The organism is Herbaspirillum sp. SJZ106 (genome assembly GCF_006715495.1).
In the GTDB taxonomy this organism is placed as follows: domain Bacteria; phylum Pseudomonadota; class Gammaproteobacteria; order Burkholderiales; family Burkholderiaceae_D; genus Herbaspirillum.
Genome location: NZ_VFNI01000005.1, coordinates 190,692 through 211,597 on the forward strand (window position 1 = coordinate 190,692; position 20,906 = coordinate 211,597).

The following is a 20,906-nucleotide window of genomic DNA, read 5'->3' on the forward strand; positions in this document are numbered from 1 at the left end:
TTGTTCTTTGTCGGTCTGATGGAAACCACGTACGGTGGCTCCGGGAATTCTAGCCGATACGGCCGATCGTCAGGACGACAGCCCGGCGCTGCCGGCCAGCATGTCGCGCAGCGCCTGGGCCGTGCCGCCGTCGGCCGGCAGGAAGGTTTCCACGGCGAGTTCGGAGAGCGTGATGTCTTGCGGCGTGCCGAAGACCATGGTGGTGCTGATGAGGGAGAGCTGGTTTCCCGGCGCGCCGGGCGCATGCAGCCGCAACGGCACGGCGATGGCGTCACCGCCGTCATGTGCCGCAGCGGGCTGCGCGGCGCTGAAGCTGTTTTCGTCGGGATAGGCGGCCAGTTCTTCCAGCAAAGCCGAGAGGAAGGGATCCGCGGTCTGCGCGGCCTGGTGCGAGAGCCGGTGCAGCAGGTGCGCACGCCATTGCCTGAGGTTGATGATGGCCGGCGCGACGCCGCGCGGATGCAGCGACAGGCGCAGCACGTTGACTTGCCCCTGCAGCAGTGTGCCGTCCACCCCTTGCAGCAGCGGCGCCAGCGCGCGGTTGGCCATGAGCATGTGCCAGTGGCCGTCCACCGCCAGCGCCGGATAGGGTTCATGCGCATGCAGGATGGCTTCGATGGCGCTGCGCGTCTGCTGCATGGCCTTATCGTCCAGCGGGCGCTCCCGGTAGCGCGGCGCATAGCCGGCCGCCAGCAGCATGCTGTTGCGGTTGCGCAGCGGAATGTCGAGCTGTTGGGCCAGGCGCAGCAGCAGTTCGGCGCTGGGCTGCGAGCGCCCGGTCTCGATGAAGCTCAGGTGGCGGGCCGAGATGCCGGCATCGCACGCCAGCTCCAGCTGGCTCAGGCGCCGTTGCTGGCGCCAGTGCCGCAGGTGGTCGCCAAGGGAGGAGGGGGAGGAGGGAGCGCTCATGATGCTGCGCAGGATAGCGCAACGGCGTGCGTGCAGTCCATTACCTCGCAGGTAATCGACTGGCCGCGCGAAGGCGGCGATAGTTCACTCACCGTGACGAACGGGAGAAGTCCGAAGCAGCGCCGCGGCAATCGATCGAGTTTATTTATTTGCCCTTACCTCATTACCTTGAAGGAGAGCAGCATGAGCAACGCCAGCCAGAGCACCGTACAAACCAATGCCGCCATTCTCGCCCACAGCTATCTCGACACCTGGAACGCCAGCGATCCGCAGCAACGCAAGCTGCTGCTGGAGTCGGCATGGAGCGACGCGCCCAGTTACGTCGATCCGATGATGAGCGGCGCCGGCCGCGAGCAGATCGACGGGCTGATCGGGGCCGTGCAGAACCGTTTTCCGGGCTGGAAGTTCAGCCTGCTGGGCACGCCCGACCTGCACGGTTCCTACCTGCGCTTTTCGTGGTCGCTGGGACCCGATGGCGCGGATGGCCCGGTCAAGGGCACCGATTTCGTGGTGCTGGAGGATGGCCGTATCAAGGACGTTACCGGTTTTCTCGACCAGATCCCGGAGCATGCCTGAACACGGTTGCCGTCAATCGATCATCAATCGACCATCAATCGATGACGTAAAAAGCCGGCGGCCCGGAGGCTGCCGGCTTTGGGTTTTTCCGCCTGTGCCGGCTCACAGGGCGCGCAGCATCAGATCCAGGTTCTGCACCGCCGCGCCCGAGGCGCCCTTGCCCAGGTTGTCGAACACCGCGCACAGCAGGATGTGGCCTTCCCCATCGTTGCCGAATACGCCCAGCGTCATGTCGTTGCTGTTGTTGTGCATGGTGGGGTCGAGGCGTTCAGCGGCGGCGCCTTGCCCGGCCGCCAGCACCTTGATGTGGCGTGCGCCTGCATAGTGGCGCTGCAGTGCCGTACGCAGTTGTTCCTGGCCTGCATGCGCGGGCAGCAGGCGCGCATGCAGGGCGATGGTCAGCACGATGCCCTGGCGGAAAGCGCCGTAGGACGGCACGAAGATCGGGCGCTGCGACAGGCCTGTGTGCAACTGCATTTCCGGCGGGTGCTTGTGTTGCAAGGCCAGGCCGTACGTGACGAAGGGCGCCGCGTTGGCGGCGTCTGCGCCTTCGTATTGTTCGACCTGGGCCCGGCCGCCGCCGGAATAGCCCGATACCGCGTGGATCGCCAGCGGATAGTCGGCCGGCACCAAGCCCGCCTGCACCAGCGGGCGCAGCAGGGCGATGGTGCCGGTCGGGTAGCAGCCGGGGTTGGTCACGCGCAGCGCGGCGGCGATGCGTTCGGACTGGCCGGAGGCCATTTCCGGAAACCCATAGGTCCATTGGGGATCGGTGCGGTGCGCCGAGCTGGCGTCGATGACGCGTACCTTGGGGTTGTCGATCAGCGACACGGCTTCGCGCGCGGCGGCGTCCGGCAGGCACAGCAGGGCGATGTCGGCCGAATTGATGGCGTCGGCGCGGCGCCGCGGGTCCTTGCGCTCGGCCGACGGCAAGCTCAGCAGGCGCAGGTCGGTGCGGCCGCGCAGGCGTTCATTGATTTGCAGGCCGGTGGTGCCCTGGTCGCCGTCGATGAAAATCAGCGGAAGCTTGCTCACGGTGGTTCTCCTGTCGGTGCGCCGGTACGGCGCGTTGAAATGGGGTCAGGCAGCTATCTTGCGATAAACCCTATAATTGGAAAAGTTGAATATTTAAAAGGGATGATTCAGGTTTTATGAATGACTACCGGAATCCGAGCCAATCCAACCTGTTTCCACCAGCCACCATGCGCGAACTCAATCTCGACCGCCTGCGTACCCTGGTCGCCATTGTCGACCTGGGCTCTTTTGCCGCTGCCGCGCGGGCTTTGCATCTGGCGCCGCCGACGGTGAGCCTGCACATCAGCGAGCTGGAAAGCCGCATCGGCGCGACCTTGCTGCTGCGCCAGCGCGGCCGGGTCCGGCCCTCGGGCGTGGGCGAGACGCTGGTGGCCCGGGCGCGGCAATTGCTGGCCGATGCCGAGCAGGCCTTGGAGGAGGTCAAGCGCCAGGTGCAGGGGCTGGAGGGGCGGGTGCGGCTGGGGGCGTCGACCGGCGCCATTGCCTACCTGTTGCCGCAGGCGCTGGAAATGGTGGGGCAAAGTCATCCCGGCATCGATGTGCAGGTCATGGTGCTGACATCGGAAGAGACCCTGGCGCGCTTGTCCGGCGGCACTCTCGATATCGGCCTGGTGGCGCTGCCGCAGGCGGCGGTGGACGGCTTGTCGGTCAAGCCGTGGCGGCGCGATCCGGTGATGGCGTTTGTGCCGGCCGGCTGGAATGCGCCGCGCACGGTCACGCCGCAATGGCTGGCGGCGCAGCCGCTGATCCTCAATGCGCCCAATACGCGGCTGTCGCGCCTGACGGCGGAGTGGTTCGCGGCCGCGGGCGAACATCCGGCGGCGCGCATCCAGCTCAATTTCAACGATGCGGTGAAAAGCCTGGTGGCGGCAGGTTATGGCGCTACCTTGCTGCCGCATGAGGTAGGACAGCGGGGCCAGCCGCAAACGGACGTGCCGCCGGCCGACCCGCGTATTGCCATGCGGCCGCTCAAGCCGAAACTGTGGCGGCCGCTGGGGATTGCGCACCGGACCGGTCAACCGGAGCCGGCCACGCAGTACATGCTGGATGCCTTATGGGCGCTCAGACAGGCTTGAGCGAAGGGGCGACGCAGGGAGGGGGCGGAAGGGCGGTTTCTTAGCTTTCGGCGCCGCCTTCGAACTGTTTTCCATATTCGGCGCGGCGCGCCTGGTCCGATTCGATCAGCAACTGGTAGCGGGTTTCGGAGACGCGCTGCTGCAGTACGGCGGCATAGCGCTCGCGCTGCAGCCATTCGATGATGATGGAGGCGGTCATGACGATCACGGTGTAGACGATGATCATGAAGATGTCCTTGTCGTTGATGCCGTCGATCATGTAGAACGGCTTGCGGAAGAAGAACATCGCGGTGGGGATGCTGACCGCCAGCAGCCCCAATGCATAGAGGTAACCGGCCAGGTAGCTGATGACGATGCAATTGACCGCGAAAAACAACATCGACAGCGCCTCGTCGACGAACGGGGCCAGCGCGTAACGTAGGCCGAAGGCCACGATGAAACCGACCACGCTCATGTAGAGCGGCCGCAACCCCTGCGGGCGCCAGCTTTTTGCATTTTTGAGTTTGATCAGGCTCATGACGGCTCTGGAGTGGGTGCGGGTCGGATCCATCTTCTCTTGCATTGCAGCACGGTGCAATGGCCTCATGTTAAGAAACTTGTCTGTCTAAGAACTTACGGCAGCCTTTTTCATGCGGCCGATGTCGTATTCAGGGGCGCCGGCCTACTGGCGGCGGTCTTTCAGCGGCGAGGAGTGCGCCAGGTACTTGCGCGACAGTTCGTTGCCGTGCAGGTCGATGCCGCGCTTGATGAACATCACCGTTTCGTTGGTGACGATCTCGCGCTCGTTGTCGACGGTGATGATGTGGTAGCAGTCGCCCAGCCAGATCACCTTGCGTACTTCCGAGGAAATGGCTTGCAGGATGATTTCCGCATTCTTCGGGGAGGCGGTTTCGTCGTCGATCGAGTGGATGATGAGCGTGTTGGCGCGCACCAGCGGCAGCGACGCGCGCACATACGCCATCATCCGCTGCGCCGCGCGCAGGTGGCGCGCCGGTATCGACGCCGCGCCGACCGCCGCCACGCCGTCCTTTTCGAGGGCGTTGGCCACGCGCCGGCGCATGTCGAAATTCTTGATGCCGTAGGGTTCGCTTTCCTTGTACGACCAGTTGCGGATGCCGGCGTCGTAGACCAGCCTCAGCAGCTTCTGGTACCAGGGCACCGACCAGCCGTCGTATTGCAGCACCGGCGACAGGAGCACCACGCTCAGCAGCTCGTTGCTGCGGGAGGCGACCGCCAGCGCCAGCGTCGCGCCCATGCTGAGGCCGCAGACGGAAACCGTCTTGAACTCTTCCCGCAGGCGCGCCACCTTGCTTTCGACGGCGGCGCACCAGTCTTCCCAATTGGGCGAGACGCGCGGATCGGTGAGCGAGGCGGAATAGTTGTCGATCGCCATCGGGATGACGGCGCAACCGGCCTTCTTCAATTGCTTGGGGATCGAGCCCAGCTCGAGCAGGGAGCCGCACAAGCCGTGCAGCAGGATGACGGCATGTTCCTTGTGCGGACCGCCGTGGCGTTCTTCAGCCTGCGGCGAGCCGGCGAGGGCTGCCGTGATGTCAGTGGATGACGGTGAGTCCATAAATCATTATTCGCCCGCATTCAAGCCGGCAATCTTTCTGGCGAACCATTCGCCCCCGAGCATGCAGGATGGCGCGGCTGCCTGGCGCGCGCTCTGTGTTTCCCGGATGCATTTCCGATGGTCGCCCGTGGCGCGGGCGGGCTTTTTTGCAAAAGTCTAACCGTCCGGGCTGAATGTTGCCAGCGTTAATCGTTCCGATGCGTCCATGCGGGCGGGGGAGTTTCAATGGACGGGAGTCGGGCGATGCCATCCGCTTCTAACGCAACACCCCCCTCCTTGGTTTACATGCGCCGCCTTGCCGCCATGAAATCGACCGCCGGCAAGGGGAAATCCCGCCCAATGAAAAAAGCCCTTCGATTTGCATCGAAGGGCCGGGCAGGGGGCTTGCCTGTCGTTTTTTGCTGGTCGGTTAGCCGCGGCCTTCCAGATGGCCGTTGACGACGCGCACCTGGTCGCCGGGGCGCCAGTTGTCGGCGGTTTGCGGGAAGCTGCGGGTCTTGCCATTTTCCATCCGCACGTCGACCACATAGCTGGTGGTGGTGCGCGCATGTTTTTCCACTTCGTTGCCGGCATAGCCGCCGCCTACCGCGCCAGCCACCGTGGCCAGCGTACGGCCGGTGCCGCCGCCGATCTGGTTGCCCAGCAGGCCGCCGACGATGGCGCCGCCGGCAATGCCTACGCCGCTGGTGCTGGGGGTGTGCTGTATCGCGCGCACGGCGACTACTTCACCGCAGCTATTGCAGATGGCAGCCGGGGCTGCCTGGCTGGGCGCGCCGGCCATTGCGGCTTGTCTGGCCGGAGCCCGTTGGGCCGGCACGGGTTGCTGGACATTGGACTGCGGCTGGTTGGCCTGCTGTTCCATGGCCGCCGCTTGTTGCGGCGAGTTGGCGCTGTTCGAGCTCGGCAGCAAGCCGGTGATGGCGGCGACGCCGACCAGGCTGGCCAGGATGACGGCAACGGCCGCGCCGGCGACCAGCGGGTGCAGACGGTTCGAAGACGATTGCTTGGCTACGGTAGTGTCCATGATGGCCTCTCCATTTATTGTGTTGATGTGATGGTGATTATGGCGAGGTATGTCGTCGAAAAAAATCGGGATAGTGTGTCAGTTGTAAAAACTTGTAATGGCAGGGAGGGTGAAACCGGCAGCTTGCCGGCTGGGCAGCAGAGAAGGCGCGCAGGGCGCGGTTGGAGGGGGATGGATGTTGTCGCCGCGGCAATGTTGCGTCGGCGGGACAGGGAAGGCGCCCGCACCCCGGAGCCGGGGTGCGGGAAAGCGCGCGGGAGAGCGGGATTCAGTCTTCGCGGCGCAGGTGCGGGAACAGGATCACGTCGCGGATGTTGGGCGAATCGGTGATCAGCATCATCAGGCGGTCGATGCCGATGCCGCAGCCGCCGGCCGGCGGCATGCCGTATTCCAGCGCGCGGATGTAGTCGGCGTCGTAGTACATCGCTTCTTCGTCGCCGGCGTCCTTGGCGGCCACTTGCGCCTGGAAGCGCGCGGCCTGGTCTTCGGCGTCGTTGAGCTCGGAGAAGCCGTTGGCGATCTCGCGGCCGGTGATGAACAGCTCGAAGCGCTCGGTAATGCCCGGCACGGTGTCGGAGGCGCGCGCCAGCGGCGAGACTTCAACCGGGTAGTCGATGATGTAGGTCGGGTTCCACAACTGCGATTCGGCGGTCTCTTCGAACAGCGCCAGCTGCAGCGCGCCGATGCCGGCGCCGGCCAGCGGCGCCTGGTCGGCCTTGACGCCGAACTTCTTCAGTTCGGTGCGCAGGAACGCGATGTCGGCCAGTTGCGCCTCGGTGTATTGCGGCGCGTACTTGACGATGGCGCCGGTGATGGTCAGGCGGTCGAACGGCTTGGACAGGTCCAGCTCGCGGCCCTGGTAGGTCAGGGTGGCGGTGCCGTGGGCATCGATCGCGGCCTGGCGGATCACCTGTTCGGTGAAGCCCATCAGCCACTGGTAATCCACGTAGGCGGCATAGAACTCCATCATCGTGAATTCCGGATTGTGGCGCGGCGAGACGCCTTCATTGCGGAAGTTGCGGTTGATTTCGAACACGCGCTCGAAACCGCCCACCACCAGGCGCTTGAGGTACAGCTCGGGAGCGATGCGCATGAACATCTGCATGTCCAGCGCGTTGTGGTGGGTGATGAAGGGCTTGGCCGCGGCGCCGCCCGGGATCGGGTGCAGCATCGGGGTTTCCACTTCCATGAAGCCGTTGGTCTCCATGAAGCGGCGGATCGACGACATGGCCGCGGTACGCGCCTTGAAGGTGCGGCGGGTTTCCTCGCTCATGATCAGGTCGACGTAGCGCTGGCGGTACTTCATTTCCTGGTCGGCCAGGCCGTGGAACTTGTCCGGCAGCGGGCGCAGCGACTTGGTGATCAGCTTGAGGCGGGTCACCTTGACCGACAGCTCGCCGGTCTTGGTCTTGAACAGCGTGCCTTCGGCGCCAAGGATGTCGCCCAGGTCGTAATGCTTGAAGGCGGCCATGGCTTCGTCGCCGGTCACGTCCTTGGTCACGTAGAGCTGGATGCGGCCGTCGGCGCGCTCGCCCGAGGCGTCCTGCAGTGTGGCGAAGGCGGCCTTGCCCATGACCCGCTTCAACATCATGCGCCCGGCCACTGAGACGTTCACCGGGTTGGCTTCCAGCGCTTCGTTCTCAAGCCCGTCGTATTTGGCGTGCAGCTCGGAAGCCTTGTCGGCCGGGCGGAAGTCGTTGGGGAAGGCGATGCCCTGTTCGCGGATGGCGGCCAGCTTGGCGCGGCGCTCGGCGATGATGCTGTTCTCGTCGGCGGCAGGTGCCGGCTGGGCGGCGTTGTTGTTTTGCGTGGTCATGGTTGGAATTCTTGAATGTTGAACGGTCGGTCGGAGGAGGCGGCGCCGTGGAGCGGGGGCTCCGCGGCGCGCGCCGTCAGACGCCCTGTTTCAGCGAAGCGGCGATGAAGTCGTCGAGGTCGCCGTCGAGCACCGCCTTGGTGTTGCCGGTTTCATGGTTGGTGCGCAGGTCCTTGATGCGGGACTGGTCCAGCACGTAGGAGCGGATCTGGTGGCCCCAGCCGACGTCGGTTTTGGAGTCTTCCAGCTTCTGCTGCTCGCTCATGCGCTTGCGCAGTTCCAGCTCGAACAGCTTGGACTTGAGCATTTCCCACGCTTCGGCGCGGTTGCGGTGCTGGCTGCGGTCGTTCTGGCATTGCACGACGATGCCGGACGGCGCGTGCGTCAGGCGCACCGCGGAGTCGGTCTTGTTGATGTGCTGGCCGCCGGCGCCGGAGGCGCGGTAGGTATCCACGCGCACGTCGGCCGGGTTGATCTCGATGTCGAAGGATTCGTCCACTTCCGGGTAGACGAACAGGCTCGAAAACGAGGTATGGCGGCCGTTGCTCGAGTCGAACGGCGACTTGCGCACCAGGCGGTGCACGCCGGTCTCGGTGCGCAGGAAGCCGTAGGCGTAGTCGCCTTCGACCTTGATGGTGGCGGTCTTGATGCCGGCCACTTCGCCGTCGGACTGTTCCAGGATCTCGGCCTTGAAGCCCTTGCGCTCGCAATAGCGCAGGTACTGGCGCAGCAGCATCGACGCCCAGTCCTGCGCCTCGGTGCCGCCGGCGCCGGCCTGGATGTCGATGAAGCAGTTGTTGGCGTCCATCTGGCCGCTGAACATGCGGCGGAATTCCATTTCTTCCACCAGCTTCTTCAGGCCTTCGGCATCGCTTTCGATGGAGGCGATGGTGTCTTCATCCTTTTCCTCGCGCGCCATCTCGAAGAGATCCTTGGCGTCGCCGAGGTCGGCGTCGATCTTGATGAGGGTGTGGACAATCGCTTCCAGCGATTTCTTTTCCTTGCCGAGGTCCTGCGCCCGCTTCTGGTCGTTCCAGACGTTCGGGTCTTCCAGTTCGGCGTTGACTTGTTCGAGTTTCTCCGACTTCACATCGAAGTCAAAGATACCTCCGTAGCTCGGTGGCGCGGGTGGCCAGGTCGTCGAGCAGGGATTGGAGGGAATTGAGGCGTTCTGCTTCCATGATGGTTTCTTTTGCGATCAAACCGCACATTATACAAGAGGAGCGCGCCAATTCGGCTGCCGCCCCGTCACAAGCCTGTCATTTTCGGCCGCTACCATCGCAGCGCTTGCATGACTGACAAAACACTGACGCCGCCTCGGGCGCAATGCGCCGCGGGTCCTTTAAGTTGATACGTTGATACGGAGAAACATCAATGAGACAGCCTGAGCAACACGCCATCCAATCCGACGCCCCAGACGGCATCCCGCAGGCCGGCCGCCGCGGCCTGCTCAAGGCGCTGGCCGCCGCGCCGCTGCTGCCGCTGGCCGGCGGCGCCGCCGCCATGTTATCGGCCTGCGCCACGCCGGGCGCGGGCAAGCCTTTCGTGTCGGCCCGTTTCACCGGCATGCCGGCGCCGACCCTGGCCGATCCGGCGGCGATGGCCAGCACCACCGTGGGCTCGGCGCTGGAAGTGGCGTTCGCCGACGGCAGCAAGCAGACCTACCAACTGGCCTACCAGCCTTTCTTTATGACCGGCGACATGGTGCCGGACGGCCGTGGTGGCGCCATCCTGGCCGGCGGTTATGTCGATATCAACAACAATCCGATCATCGACCGCTCGGTGCCGGGCAAGGAGCGCCAGTTCTTCTCGGACTGCCCGGACGGCTCGTCGCTGCTGACCGTCAAGGGCGCCAGCGTGCCCGGCGTGAAGGGCAATACGGTGTTCGCCGTGGTGCAGTTCGAATACACCACGCGCGACCAGAAGCAGGCCGCGATGTACGGCCAGTTGCCATCGCCGATCGCGGTGCTGACGCTGGACCAGGACCCGTCCTCGGGCAAGCTGTCGCTGGTCAGGTACCACAATGTCGACACTTCGCAGGTCAACGGCCTGTGGATCACCTGCGGCGCCAGCCTGTCGCCGTGGAACACCCACCTCTCCAGCGAAGAGTACGAGCCGGACGCCGCGGCCATCGCTTCCAACCCGCAATTCAAGGCCTTCAGCAAGAACCTGTACGGCGACGAAACCCGCGCCAATCCCTACCACTACGGCCACTTGCCCGAAGTCACGGTACATGCCGACGGTACCGGTTCGATCAAAAAGCATTATTGCCTGGGCCGCATCTCGCACGAACTGGTGCAGGTCATGCCCGACCGGCGCACCGTGCTGATGGGCGACGACGCCACCAATGGCGGCCTGTTCATGTTCATCGCCGAGCGCGCGGCCGACCTGTCGGCGGGTACCCTGTATGTGGCGCGCTGGGATCAGGTCTCGGGCGTCGGCCCGGGGGCCGGCAAGCTGTCGTGGGTCAAGCTGGGCAGCGCCACCAGCGATGAAATCAAGGCCATGGCCGAGCGCTACAAGGCCGCCGACATCATGGATATCCGCACCAGCGATCCCTCGGATGCCTCGTTCACGAAGATTCCGTTCGGCGGCAAGACCAACTGGGTACGCCTCAAGCCGGGCATGGAAAAGGCCGCGGCCTTCCTCGAAACCCACCGCTACGCCGCGCTGGCCGGCGGCAGCCTGGGTTTCACCAAGATGGAAGGCACCACCGTCAACGCGCGCGACAAGATCGCCTATTCGGCCATGTCCTATGTGCAGACCTCGATGCTGGACGGCTCCGGCCATATCAAGGTGCAAGGCCCCAAGGCCGGCGCCGTGTATGCCTTGAACCTGCGCGGCGGCCAGCGCGACGCGGCGGGCCATGCTATCGCCAGCGAATGGGTGCCGGTCGACATGGCGCCTCCGGCCGAACTGGTGGGCGTGGACCTGAAGACGCCGGACGCGCTGGGCAACCTGGCAGCGCAAGACAGCATCGCCAACCCGGACAACATCAAGTTCTCGGAAAAGCTGCGCACGCTGTTCATCGGCGAAGACAGCGGCATGCACGTCAACAACTTCCTGTGGGCCTACAACGTCGATACCAAGGCATTGACGCGCGTGCTGTCCTGCCCGGCGGGGGCCGAGTCGACCGGCTTGCACGCGGTCGACGAGATCAATGGCTGGACCTATGTGATGAGCAATTTCCAGCACGCCGGCGACTGGGAGAAAGGCTTGCACGACAAGGTCAAGGCTACGCTCGATCCGCTGGTGCGCGCCAACTACAAGGACCGTTTCGGCGCCACCGTCGGTTACCTGACCGGCGTGCCGCTGGGGTGATATCCCATCCGGCGGCGCCCTGGCAGGGCGCAACCTGAAATCGTCATTCGGGCAGTGAACGCAATCTGCTAGGATCAGTCCTATCAGCTTGCTTTCACTTGCCTGCCGATGACAATAACCGGAACGCGTCTCCTGCCGATCACGCTGCTGTGCACCGCCTTGCTGGCCGGCTGCGCCAGTTCCCCGGCGCCGCACGGGCAGGTCAAGGGCGCGGACGCCAGTTCGCGCGAGATGGGGCAGTCCGACACCAACCGGATGTCTACGCTGGCCATGCGCGCCAACCTCGACGGGCTCTACCTGCTGATGGACAAGCTCTATCGGCGCAACCCGGGGGAATGGAAAAAGACCGCCGCCAGCCGCGAAGAGGCGCTCGCCAAGGTAAGAGAGGCGGTGGAGAAGCGCCAGCCCTGGCCCGAGTTGCAGGGCAAGCGCGATATCGCTGCCATGGCGCTGGCGCTGAGCACGGACTTCAAGGGCGACCGCGTGGCCGCCTTCATTTACGCCACCGCCGACATGCTCATTGTCGCGCACGGCAACAAGATCGAATTTTTCCTCATCGACGGGCTGGACGCCCAGCACCTGTACAACGCCGCGCGCAATGTCGAAATTGGCGCCTGGATCCTGGCCAGCCGCCGCAATGCGGCAGGCGGCCCGCTGCTGCTGTCCGACGAGATCAGCGCCGACATGCGCAACCTCAGTTTCGAACGGGAGTTCGGCAAGATCGTCGGACGCCTCGACCTGCTCGCCACCTTCATCACCGAGAAATATCGCCGCGCCGGGATCAGCTATGTGCAGAACCTGCTGGGCGGTTCGTTCCTGCAGTTCCTGCCAGTACGCTGATCCGGCGGGCATGCTGTTTGCGCATCGTGTCGCGGGATGGAGGCGGGAAACTGTCAGGCCGGTTCGGCGTGCTCCACCATCAATTGCACGGTGGTCTTGCCGTTGTATTCGTTGGCGTCCAGGCGGAAGGCGACGGTGGCGTAGTCGGGCAGGGCATCGGCGTGGCCGAACCAGATGGCGTCGTATTTCTGGCCATTCTTTTCCAGCAGCAGCTTCAGGTGTTTTTCTTTCAGGATGCGCTGGTTGAGCACGCGGAAGGTGTCGCAAAACACCGGCGGCGCGAAGCCCTGGCCCCAGACCTGCTCATCCATCACGCCGATGAACTGCACCGAATAATAGGCGTCCTCCAGCGCGCCGTCGGTTTCGATCACCCGCTCCAGCTGGTTTTGCGTCAGCCAGTCCTGGCCGACCGCTTCGAACGCCTGGGCGAAGGCGTCGAACGCCTCGGCATGGATGGTCAGCCCGGCCGCCATCGCATGGCCGCCGAACTTAGTGATCACCGACGGCGCGTGCTTGGAAACCAGGTCGAGCGCGTCGCGCAGGTGGAAGCCGGCGATCGAGCGGCCCGAGCCCTTGATGAAGCCTTCGTCGCCGGGCGCGAAGGTGATCGTCGGGCGGTAGAACTTGTCCTTCAGGCGCGAAGCCACGATGCCGATCACGCCCTGGTGCCAGGAGGCGTCGAAAACAGCGATGGTGCGGCGGTCGGCCGGGTTGAAGTCGTCCAGCAGGTTCAGCGCGGTGTCCTGCATGCCGGCTTCGATGTCGCGCCGTTCGCGGTTGATGGCGTCGAGCTCCTGGGCGATGGCCCAGGCCCTGCCTTCATCGTCGGTAGTCAGGCATTCGATGCCCAGCGCCATGTCGGCCAGGCGTCCGGCCGCGTTCAGGCGCGGGCCGACCGCGAAACCCAGGTCGAACGGCGTGGCGCGGCGCGCTTCGCGCCCGGCCGCGCGAAACAGCGCGGCGATGCCGGCATGCATCTTGCCGCTGCGCATGCGCTTTAAACCCTGCGCCACCAGGATGCGGTTGTTGGCGTCCAGCTTGACCACGTCGGCCACCGTGCCCAATGCCACCAGGTCCAGCAGCGTATCCAGCCTTGGCTGGGTTTGCGCATCGAAGATGCCGCGTTTGCGCATCTCGGCGCGCAGCGCCAGCAGCACGTAGAACATCACGCCCACGCCGGCCAGGTTCTTGCTGGGGAAGCCGCATTCGGGCTGGTTCGGATTGACGATCACGCGCGCGTCGGGCAGTGCGTCGCCCGGCAGGTGGTGGTCGGTCACGACCACGTCGATGCCGCGCCGCTTGGCCTCGGCCACGCCGTCGATGCTGGCGATGCCGTTATCGACCGTGATGATCACGTCCGGCGCCTTTTCGCGCACGGTCAGCGCGACGATCTCGGGCGTAAGGCCATAGCCGTACTCGAAGCGGTTGGGCACGATGTAGTCGACCTGCGCCCCCAGCAGGCGCAAGCCGCGCAGGCCGACGGCGCAGGCGGTGGCGCCGTCGCAATCGTAGTCGGCCACGATCACCAGCTTCTTGCGCGCGGCGATGGCGTCGGCCAGGTAACTGGCGGCGGCGTCGATATGCAGCAGGCCGGACGGCGCGATCAGGGCATTGAGCTCGCTGGCCAGTTCGCGCGCGCTGGCCAGGCCGCGCGCCGCGTACACGCGCGCCAGCACCGGATGCACGCCTTCGGCGATCAGTTGTTCGGACTGCTGGATGGAATAGGGGCGGGTGGCGATGCGGATCATGCGGCGAGTCTTTGTAACGAGGGTTTGCGCCAGAACTTGCGCAGCGCGCTGCGCGTGGTGGAGATCTGCGCCAGCTGGTCGGCGCCGGTCAGGATCAAATTGATGACGTCGAAGGCGCCGCCGCGCAGCGATGCCAAGAGCGGCGCCAGCCATTCCCGATCCAGGGTTTCCATGCGCTGCAGCCACAGCCCCCATTCCTCGGCCAGGGCGACTTCCAGCAACTGGTCCAGCAGCAGCAAGCGGTGGCCGCTGCCGGCGGCGACCTCGGCGGCGGTGGGTGGAGTAGCCGTCGCGGCGCCGAACGCTTGCATCCAGCCGTTCAGGCCATAGCTGGCGGCATAGGCCGGCGTGGCGCCAACCGCGGCATCGGCGCCGCCCCAGATCCACATCGAGTTGACCGCCTTCAGCCCGCGCATTTCGCGCTCTTCATTCAGGCTTTCCGAGAACCATTGCATCTGCACTTCGTTTTGCAGCTTGCGCCAGGCCAGTTCGCCCGGGCCTTCCGGCATCCAGATATCGATATTGCGGCCGCTGGCAGCGGACGGGGTCGAGGTGCGCAGGCCGGCCCAGGCGTCGGCGCGGATGAACCAGGTGCGGGCGTCGCCATACACCACTTCATGGCCGATGTCGGTCAACAGCGGCGCGGCCGAGGCAAACAGTTTTTGCGATTGCGCCTCATCCAGCTGCAACTGCGCCACATCGGTCAGCACCAGATGGTCGCGCGCGACGTGGATGTGGGCCGGATGCAGCACGAACCATTGGCCGGCGGTCGGCGTGTGGCCGAAGCCGCGCATCAGCGCCGCGGCGGCGGCCGGGCTGCTGTCCTGGGCCGGCTGCGGCAGGCCGAAGCGTTGCGCCAGCCAGTGCTCATGCGGCAAGGCGCGCGAAAAAGGATCGTGGGATTGGGGCGGCGCGGCGTGCTTGCCGCGCGCCAGCAGCATCGCCAGCGCCGGCGCCTGGCATTGGCGCAGCAAGTCGCGCGCCATTGCAGCCGGGGGCAGGGCGAAGGGGATCAGGATGTCGAGTTGATTCATGGGACGCTATTTTAGCGGTTGGCAGCCCAAGCGATGCGGGCGTTGCTGCGGGCATCCCGCATTGCACCCGTCGTTCTGGCGCAGTCGGGACCGGCTTGCGCCTGGAAGGCGGGCCTAGTCTTGCTTCCAGGCATTCCTGGCCCGCTGCCGCACCAGCATCCTGACGCTGTCGGGCATGGGCGTGCGCGCGCCGTTGGTTTCGGCCGAGAGCCACAGGCTGTCCTCGAAGTGCGGCAGCATGCGCGGCGTGATGAAACGGCTGCGGATGGCGTTGACGTGGCGGTCGCCTTGCGGCGTCTGCTGGGTGACGTAGAAGCGCTGCGGCACCACCAGGTGCAGGTATTCCTTGGCGCGCGTCATGGCTACGTACAGCAGGCGGCGCTCCTCGGCGATCTCGGCTTCGTTGCCGGTGGCCAGATCCGACGGGATGCAGCCGTCCACCACGTTGAGCACATGCACCGAGCGCCATTCCTGGCCCTTGGCGGAGTGGATGGTGGACAGCGTCAGGTAGTCCTCGTCGCGGTAGGGCGGTTCCGCATAGTCGCTGCTGGCTTCGGGCGGATCCAGCGTCAGTTCGGTCAGGAACTTCTCGCGCGAGGCATAGCCGCCGGCCAGTGCGGCCAGCTGTTCGATATCGGCGCTGCGGGCGCCGGCGTCATCGTACTTGCGTTCCAGTTGCGGCAGGTACCAGTCGCGCGCGGCATGGAGGTCGTCCGGCCATGGCGTGGATGCATGGCGCATCAGCGCATAGGTGTCGGCGAAGGCCTGCCACTCCAGCGCCGCATTGGCCGGCGGGGCGAAGTTGAGCAGGGCGGCGGCCGGGTTGTCGGCGGCGGCCATCAGGTCCAGCGCCTTCCTGGCGGTGGTAGGGCCGATGCCGGCGATCAACTGCAGCGCACGAAAGCCCGCCATGCGGCCGTTGGGATTGTGGGCCAGGCGCAGCAGCGAAAGCAGGTCCTTGATGTGGGTGCTTTCGAGGAACTTCAAGCCGCCGAATTTCAGGAAAGGGATGTTGCGGCGGGCCAGTTCCAGCTCCAGCGCCGCGCTGTGCGTGGCGGTGCGAAACAGCACCGCCTGCGACTTCAGCGTCAGGCCCTGTTCGCGGTGCGCCAGCACCCGGTTGGCAATCCAGCGCGCCTGTTCCACTTCGTCCGGGATCAGCACCAGTTGCGGCTTTTGCGAGGAGGCCCGGTCGCTCCACAGGTTCTTGTGGTGGCGTTCGGGAGCCTCGGCGATGACGGCGTTGGAAGCCGCCAGTATCGGCTGGGTCGAGCGGTAATTGCGCTCCAGCGTGACGATGCGCGCCGGGCGCGAGAACAGCGCGGGGAAGTCGAGGATGTTGCGCACCGTGGCGCCGCGGAAGGAGTAGATCGATTGGGCGTCGTCGCCCACGGCCGTGACGCCGGCGCCGTCGGGCTTCATGCGCTTCAGGATCTCGGCCTGCAGGCGGTTGGTATCCTGGTATTCGTCCACCAGCACATGGTCGAAGCGTTCACCCGCATGACGCGCCAGCTCGGCGTCGGACAGCATGTCGGCCCAGAACAGCAGCAGGTCGTCATAGTCCAGCACGTGCTGCCGTTCCTTGGCGTCGACGTAGGCAGAGAACAGTTCGGCCAGTTGGGCCTCCCATTCGCGGCACCAAGGGAATTGCGTGTGCAGCACCGTGCCGAGATTTTCGCGGGTGTTGACCGCGCGCGAATAGATGGCCAGGCAGGTGGCCTTCAGCGGGAAGCGCTTGTCGGTGGCCGTCAGCCCCATCTCATGGCGCAGCAGGCCCATCAGGTCTTCCGAGTCGCCGCGGTCCTGGATGGTGAAATTTTTTTCCAGGCCAATTTGCGCCGCATAGTCGCGCAGCAGGCGCGCGCCGATCGCATGGAAGGTGCCCGACCACGGCAACTGCGGCGGCTGCGCCGACGGCGGCAGTTGCAGCGCCTGCCCGATCACCTGGCCGACGCGCCGGCCCATGTCGGCGGCGGCGCGGCGCGAAAAGGTCAGCAGCAGGATGCGTTGCGGATCGGCGCCATCCAGCACCAGTCTGGCGACCCGGTGCGCCAGCGTGCTGGTCTTGCCGGAGCCGGCGCCGGCCACGATCAGCAACGGATCATGCCGGGCGGGCGGCAGCGTGCCGCCATGTTCTACCGCGGCGCGCTGTTGCTCGTTGAGCTTGGCAAAGAGGGCGTGGCGGGCATCGGCGGCGGGCGCGGCGGTATCAAGGGCGGCGGCTGGATCTGGCAGCATCGGGGTGGCGGGGTTGGTGTTGCTTAAAGCTTTGTACTGTATATATAACCAGTTCCGTGCGCAATATCGGATGCGGCGCCGTGGCAAAATGCGCGGCAGAAGTTGCCGGGATGGAACGTGTTTTGGGATGGCCGCGGCGCTTGCCGCAAATGTAAGACTTCATGTCGCCGAGAACCTATGGGCAAAGCCGGGCTCTATCCCGGCACGGCAGCGAACGTGTGACCGGGGTGGGCCGCCTGGCCCATTCTGTGGCAAACTTCGCGCTTCGCCTGTCGAAATGCGCCGCTATCTGTCGTGATGGGGACATGATTGGCCGCGCTTTTGATTCAGCCTTCTCTCGGAGCAATTTTGAGTCTAATAAAAAACCTGCCGTTCGAATGGTTGGTCGGCATCCGCTATACGCGCGCTGGCAAGCGCAGCGGCCGCAACAGTTTCATTTCCTTCATTTCCCTGATTTCCATGGCCGGCATCGCGCTGGGCGTGGCCGCGCTGATCGTGGTGCTGTCGGTCATGAACGGTTTCCAGAAGGAAGTGCGCGATCGCATGCTGTCGGTGCTGGCGCACATCGAGGTATTCGACGCTTCCGGCGCCATGCGCGACTGGCAAGCGGTGGCCAAGCAGACCTTCCAGAACAAGGAAGTGCAGGGCGCCGCGCCCTACGTGGCGGCGCAGGCGATGATGACGCGCGATGACAATGTGCGCGGCGTCCTGGTGCGCGGCGTGCTGCCGGAAGAGGAGCCCAAGGTTTCCGATGTCGCCAAGCAGATCAAGCAGGGCAGTTTCGCCTCGCTCAAGCCCGGTGAATTCAATATTGTCCTGGGCGGCGAGCTGGCGCGCGGCTTGCGCGTGGGCATCGGCGACAAGGTGACGCTGATCGCGCCGCAAGGGCAGGTGACGCCGGCCGGGGTGTTGCCGCGCCTGAAGCAATTCACGGTGGGCGGCATCTTCGAGGCCGGACACTATGAGTTCGACTCTTCGCTGGCCTTCATTCATATCCAGGACGCGGAAACCCTGTTCCGTCTCGATGCCCCGACCGGCGTGCGGCTGCGCATCCGCGACATGCTGCAGGCGCCGCAGGTGACCCAGCAACTGGCCTCGACGCTGACCGGCGACCTCTACCTGCGCGACTGGTCGCAGCAGAACAGCAACTGGTTCGCGGCGGTCAAGACCGAGAAACGCATGATGTTCATCATCCTGACGTTGATCATTGCGGTGGCCGCCTTCAACCTGGTGTCCACGCTGGTGATGACGGTGACCGACAAGCAGGCCGACATCGCCATCCTGCGCACGCTGGGCGCTTCGCCCGGTTCCATCATGAAGATCTTCGTCATCCAGGGGGCGCTGGTGGGGCTGATCGGCACGGCCATCGGCGTCGGCCTGGGCGTGGCGGTGGCGCTCAACATCGACGTCGTGGTGCCGGCCATCGAACGCGCGCTCCACGTGCAGTTCCTGCCCAAGAGCATTTACGTGATCTCCGAGTTGCCTTCCGACCTGATCTGGTCCGATGTCTACACCATCGGCGGCGTGGCGGTGGTATTGGCCTTCCTGGCGACGTTGTATCCGAGCTGGGCCGCGTCCCGCGTCAAACCGGCGGAGGCCCTGCGTTATGAATAAGGCAATGGACAACAACCAAGTGGTACTGGCCGCGCGCGGCCTGGGCAAGACCTTCACCCAAGGAAAATATTCGGTGAAGGTGCTGGCCGGCATCGACATCGATGTGCGTCATGGCGAGCAGGTGGCCATCGTCGGCGCCTCGGGTTCCGGCAAGTCGACCTTGCTGCATCTGCTGGGCGGGCTGGATACGCCATCCACCGGCTCGGTCGTGCTGCAGGGCCGGGATTTCGCCAGCCTGGGCGAGTCGGCGCGCGGCGAGCTGCGCAACAAGTCGCTGGGTTTCGTCTACCAGTTCCACCACCTGCTGCCGGAATTCTCGGCGCTGGATAACGTCGCCATGCCGCTGATGATCCGCCGCGTCAAGCGCGACCAGGCGCAGCAGCAGGCGCGCGAGATCCTGGCCCGGGTCGGCCTGGAACAGCGCGTGTCGCACGTGCCGGGCGAGCTCTCCGGCGGCGAACGCCAGCGCGTGGCGCTGGCGCGCGCCCTGGTCACGCATCCGGCCTGCGTGCTGGCCGATGAGCCCACCGGCAACCTCGACCGCGCCACCGCCGACAAGACCTTTGAGCTGATGCTCGAACTGTCGCAGACGCTGGGCACGGCCTTCGTGATCGTGACCCATGACAGCGACCTGGCCGCGCGTTGCGGGCGGGTCTTGAGATTGTCGGAAAACGGCCTGCAGCAGGCCGGGCCGATTACGGAGTAAGCTTGCTGCATAGCTGCATCGGTGGCGGCGGGGCCCAGCGGGCGCCTGCCGCGTACCTGTTTTGAAAGGGAGTAATACCAAATGAATAAGCGACAATGGCTGGAAACACTGGTCGGTTTCGACACTACCAGCCGCAATTCCAATCTTGAACTGATCGCCGCCTTGCGCGACAACCTGGAGCAGCAGGGCATCAAGCCCTGGTTCGCCCACAACAAGGAAAAGACCAAGGCCAACCTGTTCGCCACGCTGCCGGCCACGGCCGGCGCCAATGCGGGCGCGACCCAGGGCGGCATCGTCCTGTCCGGGCATACCGACGTGGTGCCGGTGGACGGACAGAAATGGGACACCGACCCGTTCAAGCTGGTCGAGAAGGACGGCGCCCTGTACGCGCGCGGCAGTTGCGACATGAAGGGCTTCATCGCCACGGCCATGGCGCTCACGCCGGAGTTCCTGGCCATGCCGCGCACCAGGCCGCTGCACCTGGCGTTCTCATATGATGAAGAAATCGGCTGCATCGGCGCGCCGGCGATGCTGGAAGAAATCGTCAAGCGCGGCATCAAGGTCGACGGCTGCGTGGTGGGCGAGCCGACCAGCATGAACGTGGTGGTGGCGCACAAGGGCATCAACGTGTTCGCCTGCAAGGTGCACGGCAAGTCGGCCCACTCGTCGCTCACGCCGCAGGGCTGCAACGCCATCGAATACGCCGCGCGCATGATCTGCGCCATCCGCGACTTCGCCGACGCCTACAAGGCCAACGGCCCGTACGACCAGTTCTTCGACGTGCCGTTTACCACCATGACCACCAACCAGATCCGCGGCGGCATCGCGGTCAACACCATTCCCGAGCTGTGCGAGTTCACCTACGAGTTCCGCAACCTGCCGGGCATGACGGTGGCCGATATCCAGGCGCAGATCGATGTCTACGTGCGCGACGTGTTGTTGCCGAAGATGAAGGCGGAGTTCGCCGACGCCCGCATCGAGATCGACAATTTCGCCGGCAGCCCGGCGCTGGAGGCGGCCGAGCAGGCGGCGATCACCGAGCTGGTGCGCACGCTGACCGGCGACCGCCAGACGCGCAAGGTGGCCTACGGCACCGAAGCCGGCCTGTTCCAGCAGATCGGCATTCCCACCATCGTGTGCGGCCCCGGCAGCATCGACAATGCGCACAAGCCCAACGAGTTCGTGACGCTGGCGCAGCTGGATCATTGCGAGCAGTTCCTGCGCAAGCTGGGCAAGTCGCTGGAAGCGGTCTGACGAGATTGCAGGGATAGCACCGGGCTTGTCGTGCCAGGCTCAGGAAAAAGGACGCAAGAGATTGCGTCCTTTTTTTTGTTTGTCCTGTCGGAGATGGGATGGATTGCGGTTTATCCGGGTTAAATTCTGTTTGTCCGTT

At 65.1% G+C, this 20,906-nt stretch carries 17 protein-coding genes; 7 read left to right on the forward strand and 10 right to left on the reverse strand.

Translation table 11 applies throughout. From position 1 onward, the window contains the following. Window positions 1-69 precede the first annotated feature (69 nt). A complete protein-coding gene (locus FB598_RS16275; protein WP_141916409.1) occupies window positions 70-909 on the reverse strand; it encodes a helix-turn-helix domain-containing protein in 840 nt (279 codons plus the stop codon). 183 nt (window positions 910-1,092) lie between these two features. Here FB598_RS16275 and FB598_RS16280 point away from each other — a divergent pair, with 183 nt between their 5' ends. Beyond that, window positions 1,093-1,485, forward strand: a complete 393-nt coding sequence (locus FB598_RS16280) for a nuclear transport factor 2 family protein (RefSeq protein ID WP_141916412.1) — start codon at window positions 1,093-1,095, stop codon at window positions 1,483-1,485. A gap of 102 nt (window positions 1,486-1,587) precedes the next feature. On the opposite strand, the gene argC is transcribed toward FB598_RS16280, so the two are convergent. Then, window positions 1,588-2,520: an N-acetyl-gamma-glutamyl-phosphate reductase gene (gene argC, locus FB598_RS16285; RefSeq protein ID WP_141916415.1), complete on the reverse strand. Its 933-nt coding sequence runs from the start codon at window positions 2,518-2,520 to the stop codon at window positions 1,588-1,590. A gap of 167 nt (window positions 2,521-2,687) precedes the next feature. Here argC and FB598_RS16290 point away from each other — a divergent pair, with 167 nt between their 5' ends. Then, window positions 2,688-3,596, forward strand: coding sequence for a LysR family transcriptional regulator (locus FB598_RS16290; RefSeq protein ID WP_141917049.1), 909 nt, complete (start codon window positions 2,688-2,690; stop codon window positions 3,594-3,596). A 40-nt stretch (window positions 3,597-3,636) separates the two neighbouring features. Here FB598_RS16290 and FB598_RS16295 read toward each other — a convergent pair whose 3' ends face one another. From FB598_RS16295 to prfB, 5 genes are all read right to left on the reverse strand, one after another. After that, window positions 3,637-4,113: a DUF4118 domain-containing protein gene (locus FB598_RS16295; protein WP_183405881.1), complete on the reverse strand. Its 477-nt coding sequence runs from the start codon at window positions 4,111-4,113 to the stop codon at window positions 3,637-3,639. Window positions 4,114-4,257: 144 nt separating this feature from the next. Continuing rightward, entirely contained in the window at window positions 4,258-5,172 is a 915-nt protein-coding gene (locus tag FB598_RS16300; protein WP_141916420.1) for a carboxylesterase, read from the reverse strand. 409 nt (window positions 5,173-5,581) lie between these two features. Beyond that, window positions 5,582-6,196, reverse strand: coding sequence for a glycine zipper 2TM domain-containing protein (locus FB598_RS16305; RefSeq protein WP_141916422.1), 615 nt, complete (start codon window positions 6,194-6,196; stop codon window positions 5,582-5,584). 268 nt (window positions 6,197-6,464) lie between these two features. Continuing rightward, window positions 6,465-8,012 carry a lysine--tRNA ligase gene (gene lysS, locus FB598_RS16310; RefSeq protein ID WP_141916425.1) on the reverse strand — a complete coding sequence of 516 codons (1,548 nt, stop codon included), beginning with the start codon at window positions 8,010-8,012 and terminating at the stop codon, window positions 6,465-6,467. A 76-nt stretch (window positions 8,013-8,088) separates the two neighbouring features. Next, window positions 8,089-9,193, reverse strand: a protein-coding gene (prfB, locus tag FB598_RS16315) for a peptide chain release factor 2 (RefSeq protein WP_141916427.1) whose coding sequence is annotated in 2 segments (ribosomal slippage) — window positions 8,089-9,111 and window positions 9,113-9,193 — 1,104 coding nt in all. Because the reading frame shifts where the segments join, the coding sequence is not laid out codon by codon here. A 193-nt stretch (window positions 9,194-9,386) separates the two neighbouring features. Here prfB and FB598_RS16320 point away from each other — a divergent pair. Both FB598_RS16320 and FB598_RS16325 read left to right on the forward strand, forming a co-directional pair. After that, complete coding sequence (locus FB598_RS16320) at window positions 9,387-11,333, forward strand: PhoX family phosphatase (RefSeq protein ID WP_255464065.1); 1,947 nt, start codon at window positions 9,387-9,389, stop codon at window positions 11,331-11,333. Between the two features lie 108 nt (window positions 11,334-11,441). Then, window positions 11,442-12,173: a hypothetical protein gene (locus FB598_RS16325; protein ID WP_141916429.1), complete on the forward strand. Its 732-nt coding sequence runs from the start codon at window positions 11,442-11,444 to the stop codon at window positions 12,171-12,173. Between the two features lie 53 nt (window positions 12,174-12,226). Here the strand turns inward: FB598_RS16325 and recJ are convergent, their stop codons facing one another. The 3 genes from recJ to FB598_RS16340 all read right to left on the reverse strand — a co-directional run bounded on the left by recJ (window position 12,227) and on the right by FB598_RS16340 (window position 17,193). Further along, window positions 12,227-13,921 (reverse strand): single-stranded-DNA-specific exonuclease RecJ, encoded by a 1,695-nt coding sequence (recJ, locus tag FB598_RS16330; protein WP_141916432.1) that lies wholly within the window; start codon window positions 13,919-13,921, stop codon window positions 12,227-12,229. After that, window positions 13,918-14,955: a hypothetical protein gene (locus FB598_RS16335; protein ID WP_141916434.1), complete on the reverse strand. Its 1,038-nt coding sequence runs from the start codon at window positions 14,953-14,955 to the stop codon at window positions 13,918-13,920. Before FB598_RS16335 ends, recJ begins: the two co-directional genes overlap by 4 nt. Window positions 14,956-15,069: 114 nt before the next feature. Continuing rightward, complete coding sequence (locus tag FB598_RS16340) at window positions 15,070-17,193, reverse strand: ATP-dependent helicase (protein ID WP_141916437.1); 2,124 nt, start codon at window positions 17,191-17,193, stop codon at window positions 15,070-15,072. 348 nt (window positions 17,194-17,541) lie between these two features. Between FB598_RS16340 and FB598_RS16345 the strand changes: the two genes are divergently transcribed. The 3 genes from FB598_RS16345 (at window position 17,542) to argE (ending at window position 20,767) form a co-directional block, all read left to right on the forward strand. After that, a complete protein-coding gene (locus tag FB598_RS16345; protein WP_141916439.1) occupies window positions 17,542-18,807 on the forward strand; it encodes a lipoprotein-releasing ABC transporter permease subunit in 1,266 nt (421 codons plus the stop codon). Then, window positions 18,800-19,513: a lipoprotein-releasing ABC transporter ATP-binding protein LolD gene (lolD, locus tag FB598_RS16350; protein ID WP_141916443.1), complete on the forward strand. Its 714-nt coding sequence runs from the start codon at window positions 18,800-18,802 to the stop codon at window positions 19,511-19,513. The genes FB598_RS16345 and lolD overlap by 8 nt, the downstream gene beginning before the upstream one ends. Window positions 19,514-19,594: 81 nt before the next feature. After that, window positions 19,595-20,767, forward strand: coding sequence for an acetylornithine deacetylase (gene argE, locus FB598_RS16355; protein WP_141916446.1), 1,173 nt, complete (start codon window positions 19,595-19,597; stop codon window positions 20,765-20,767). Window positions 20,768-20,906: the final 139 nt, after the last annotated feature.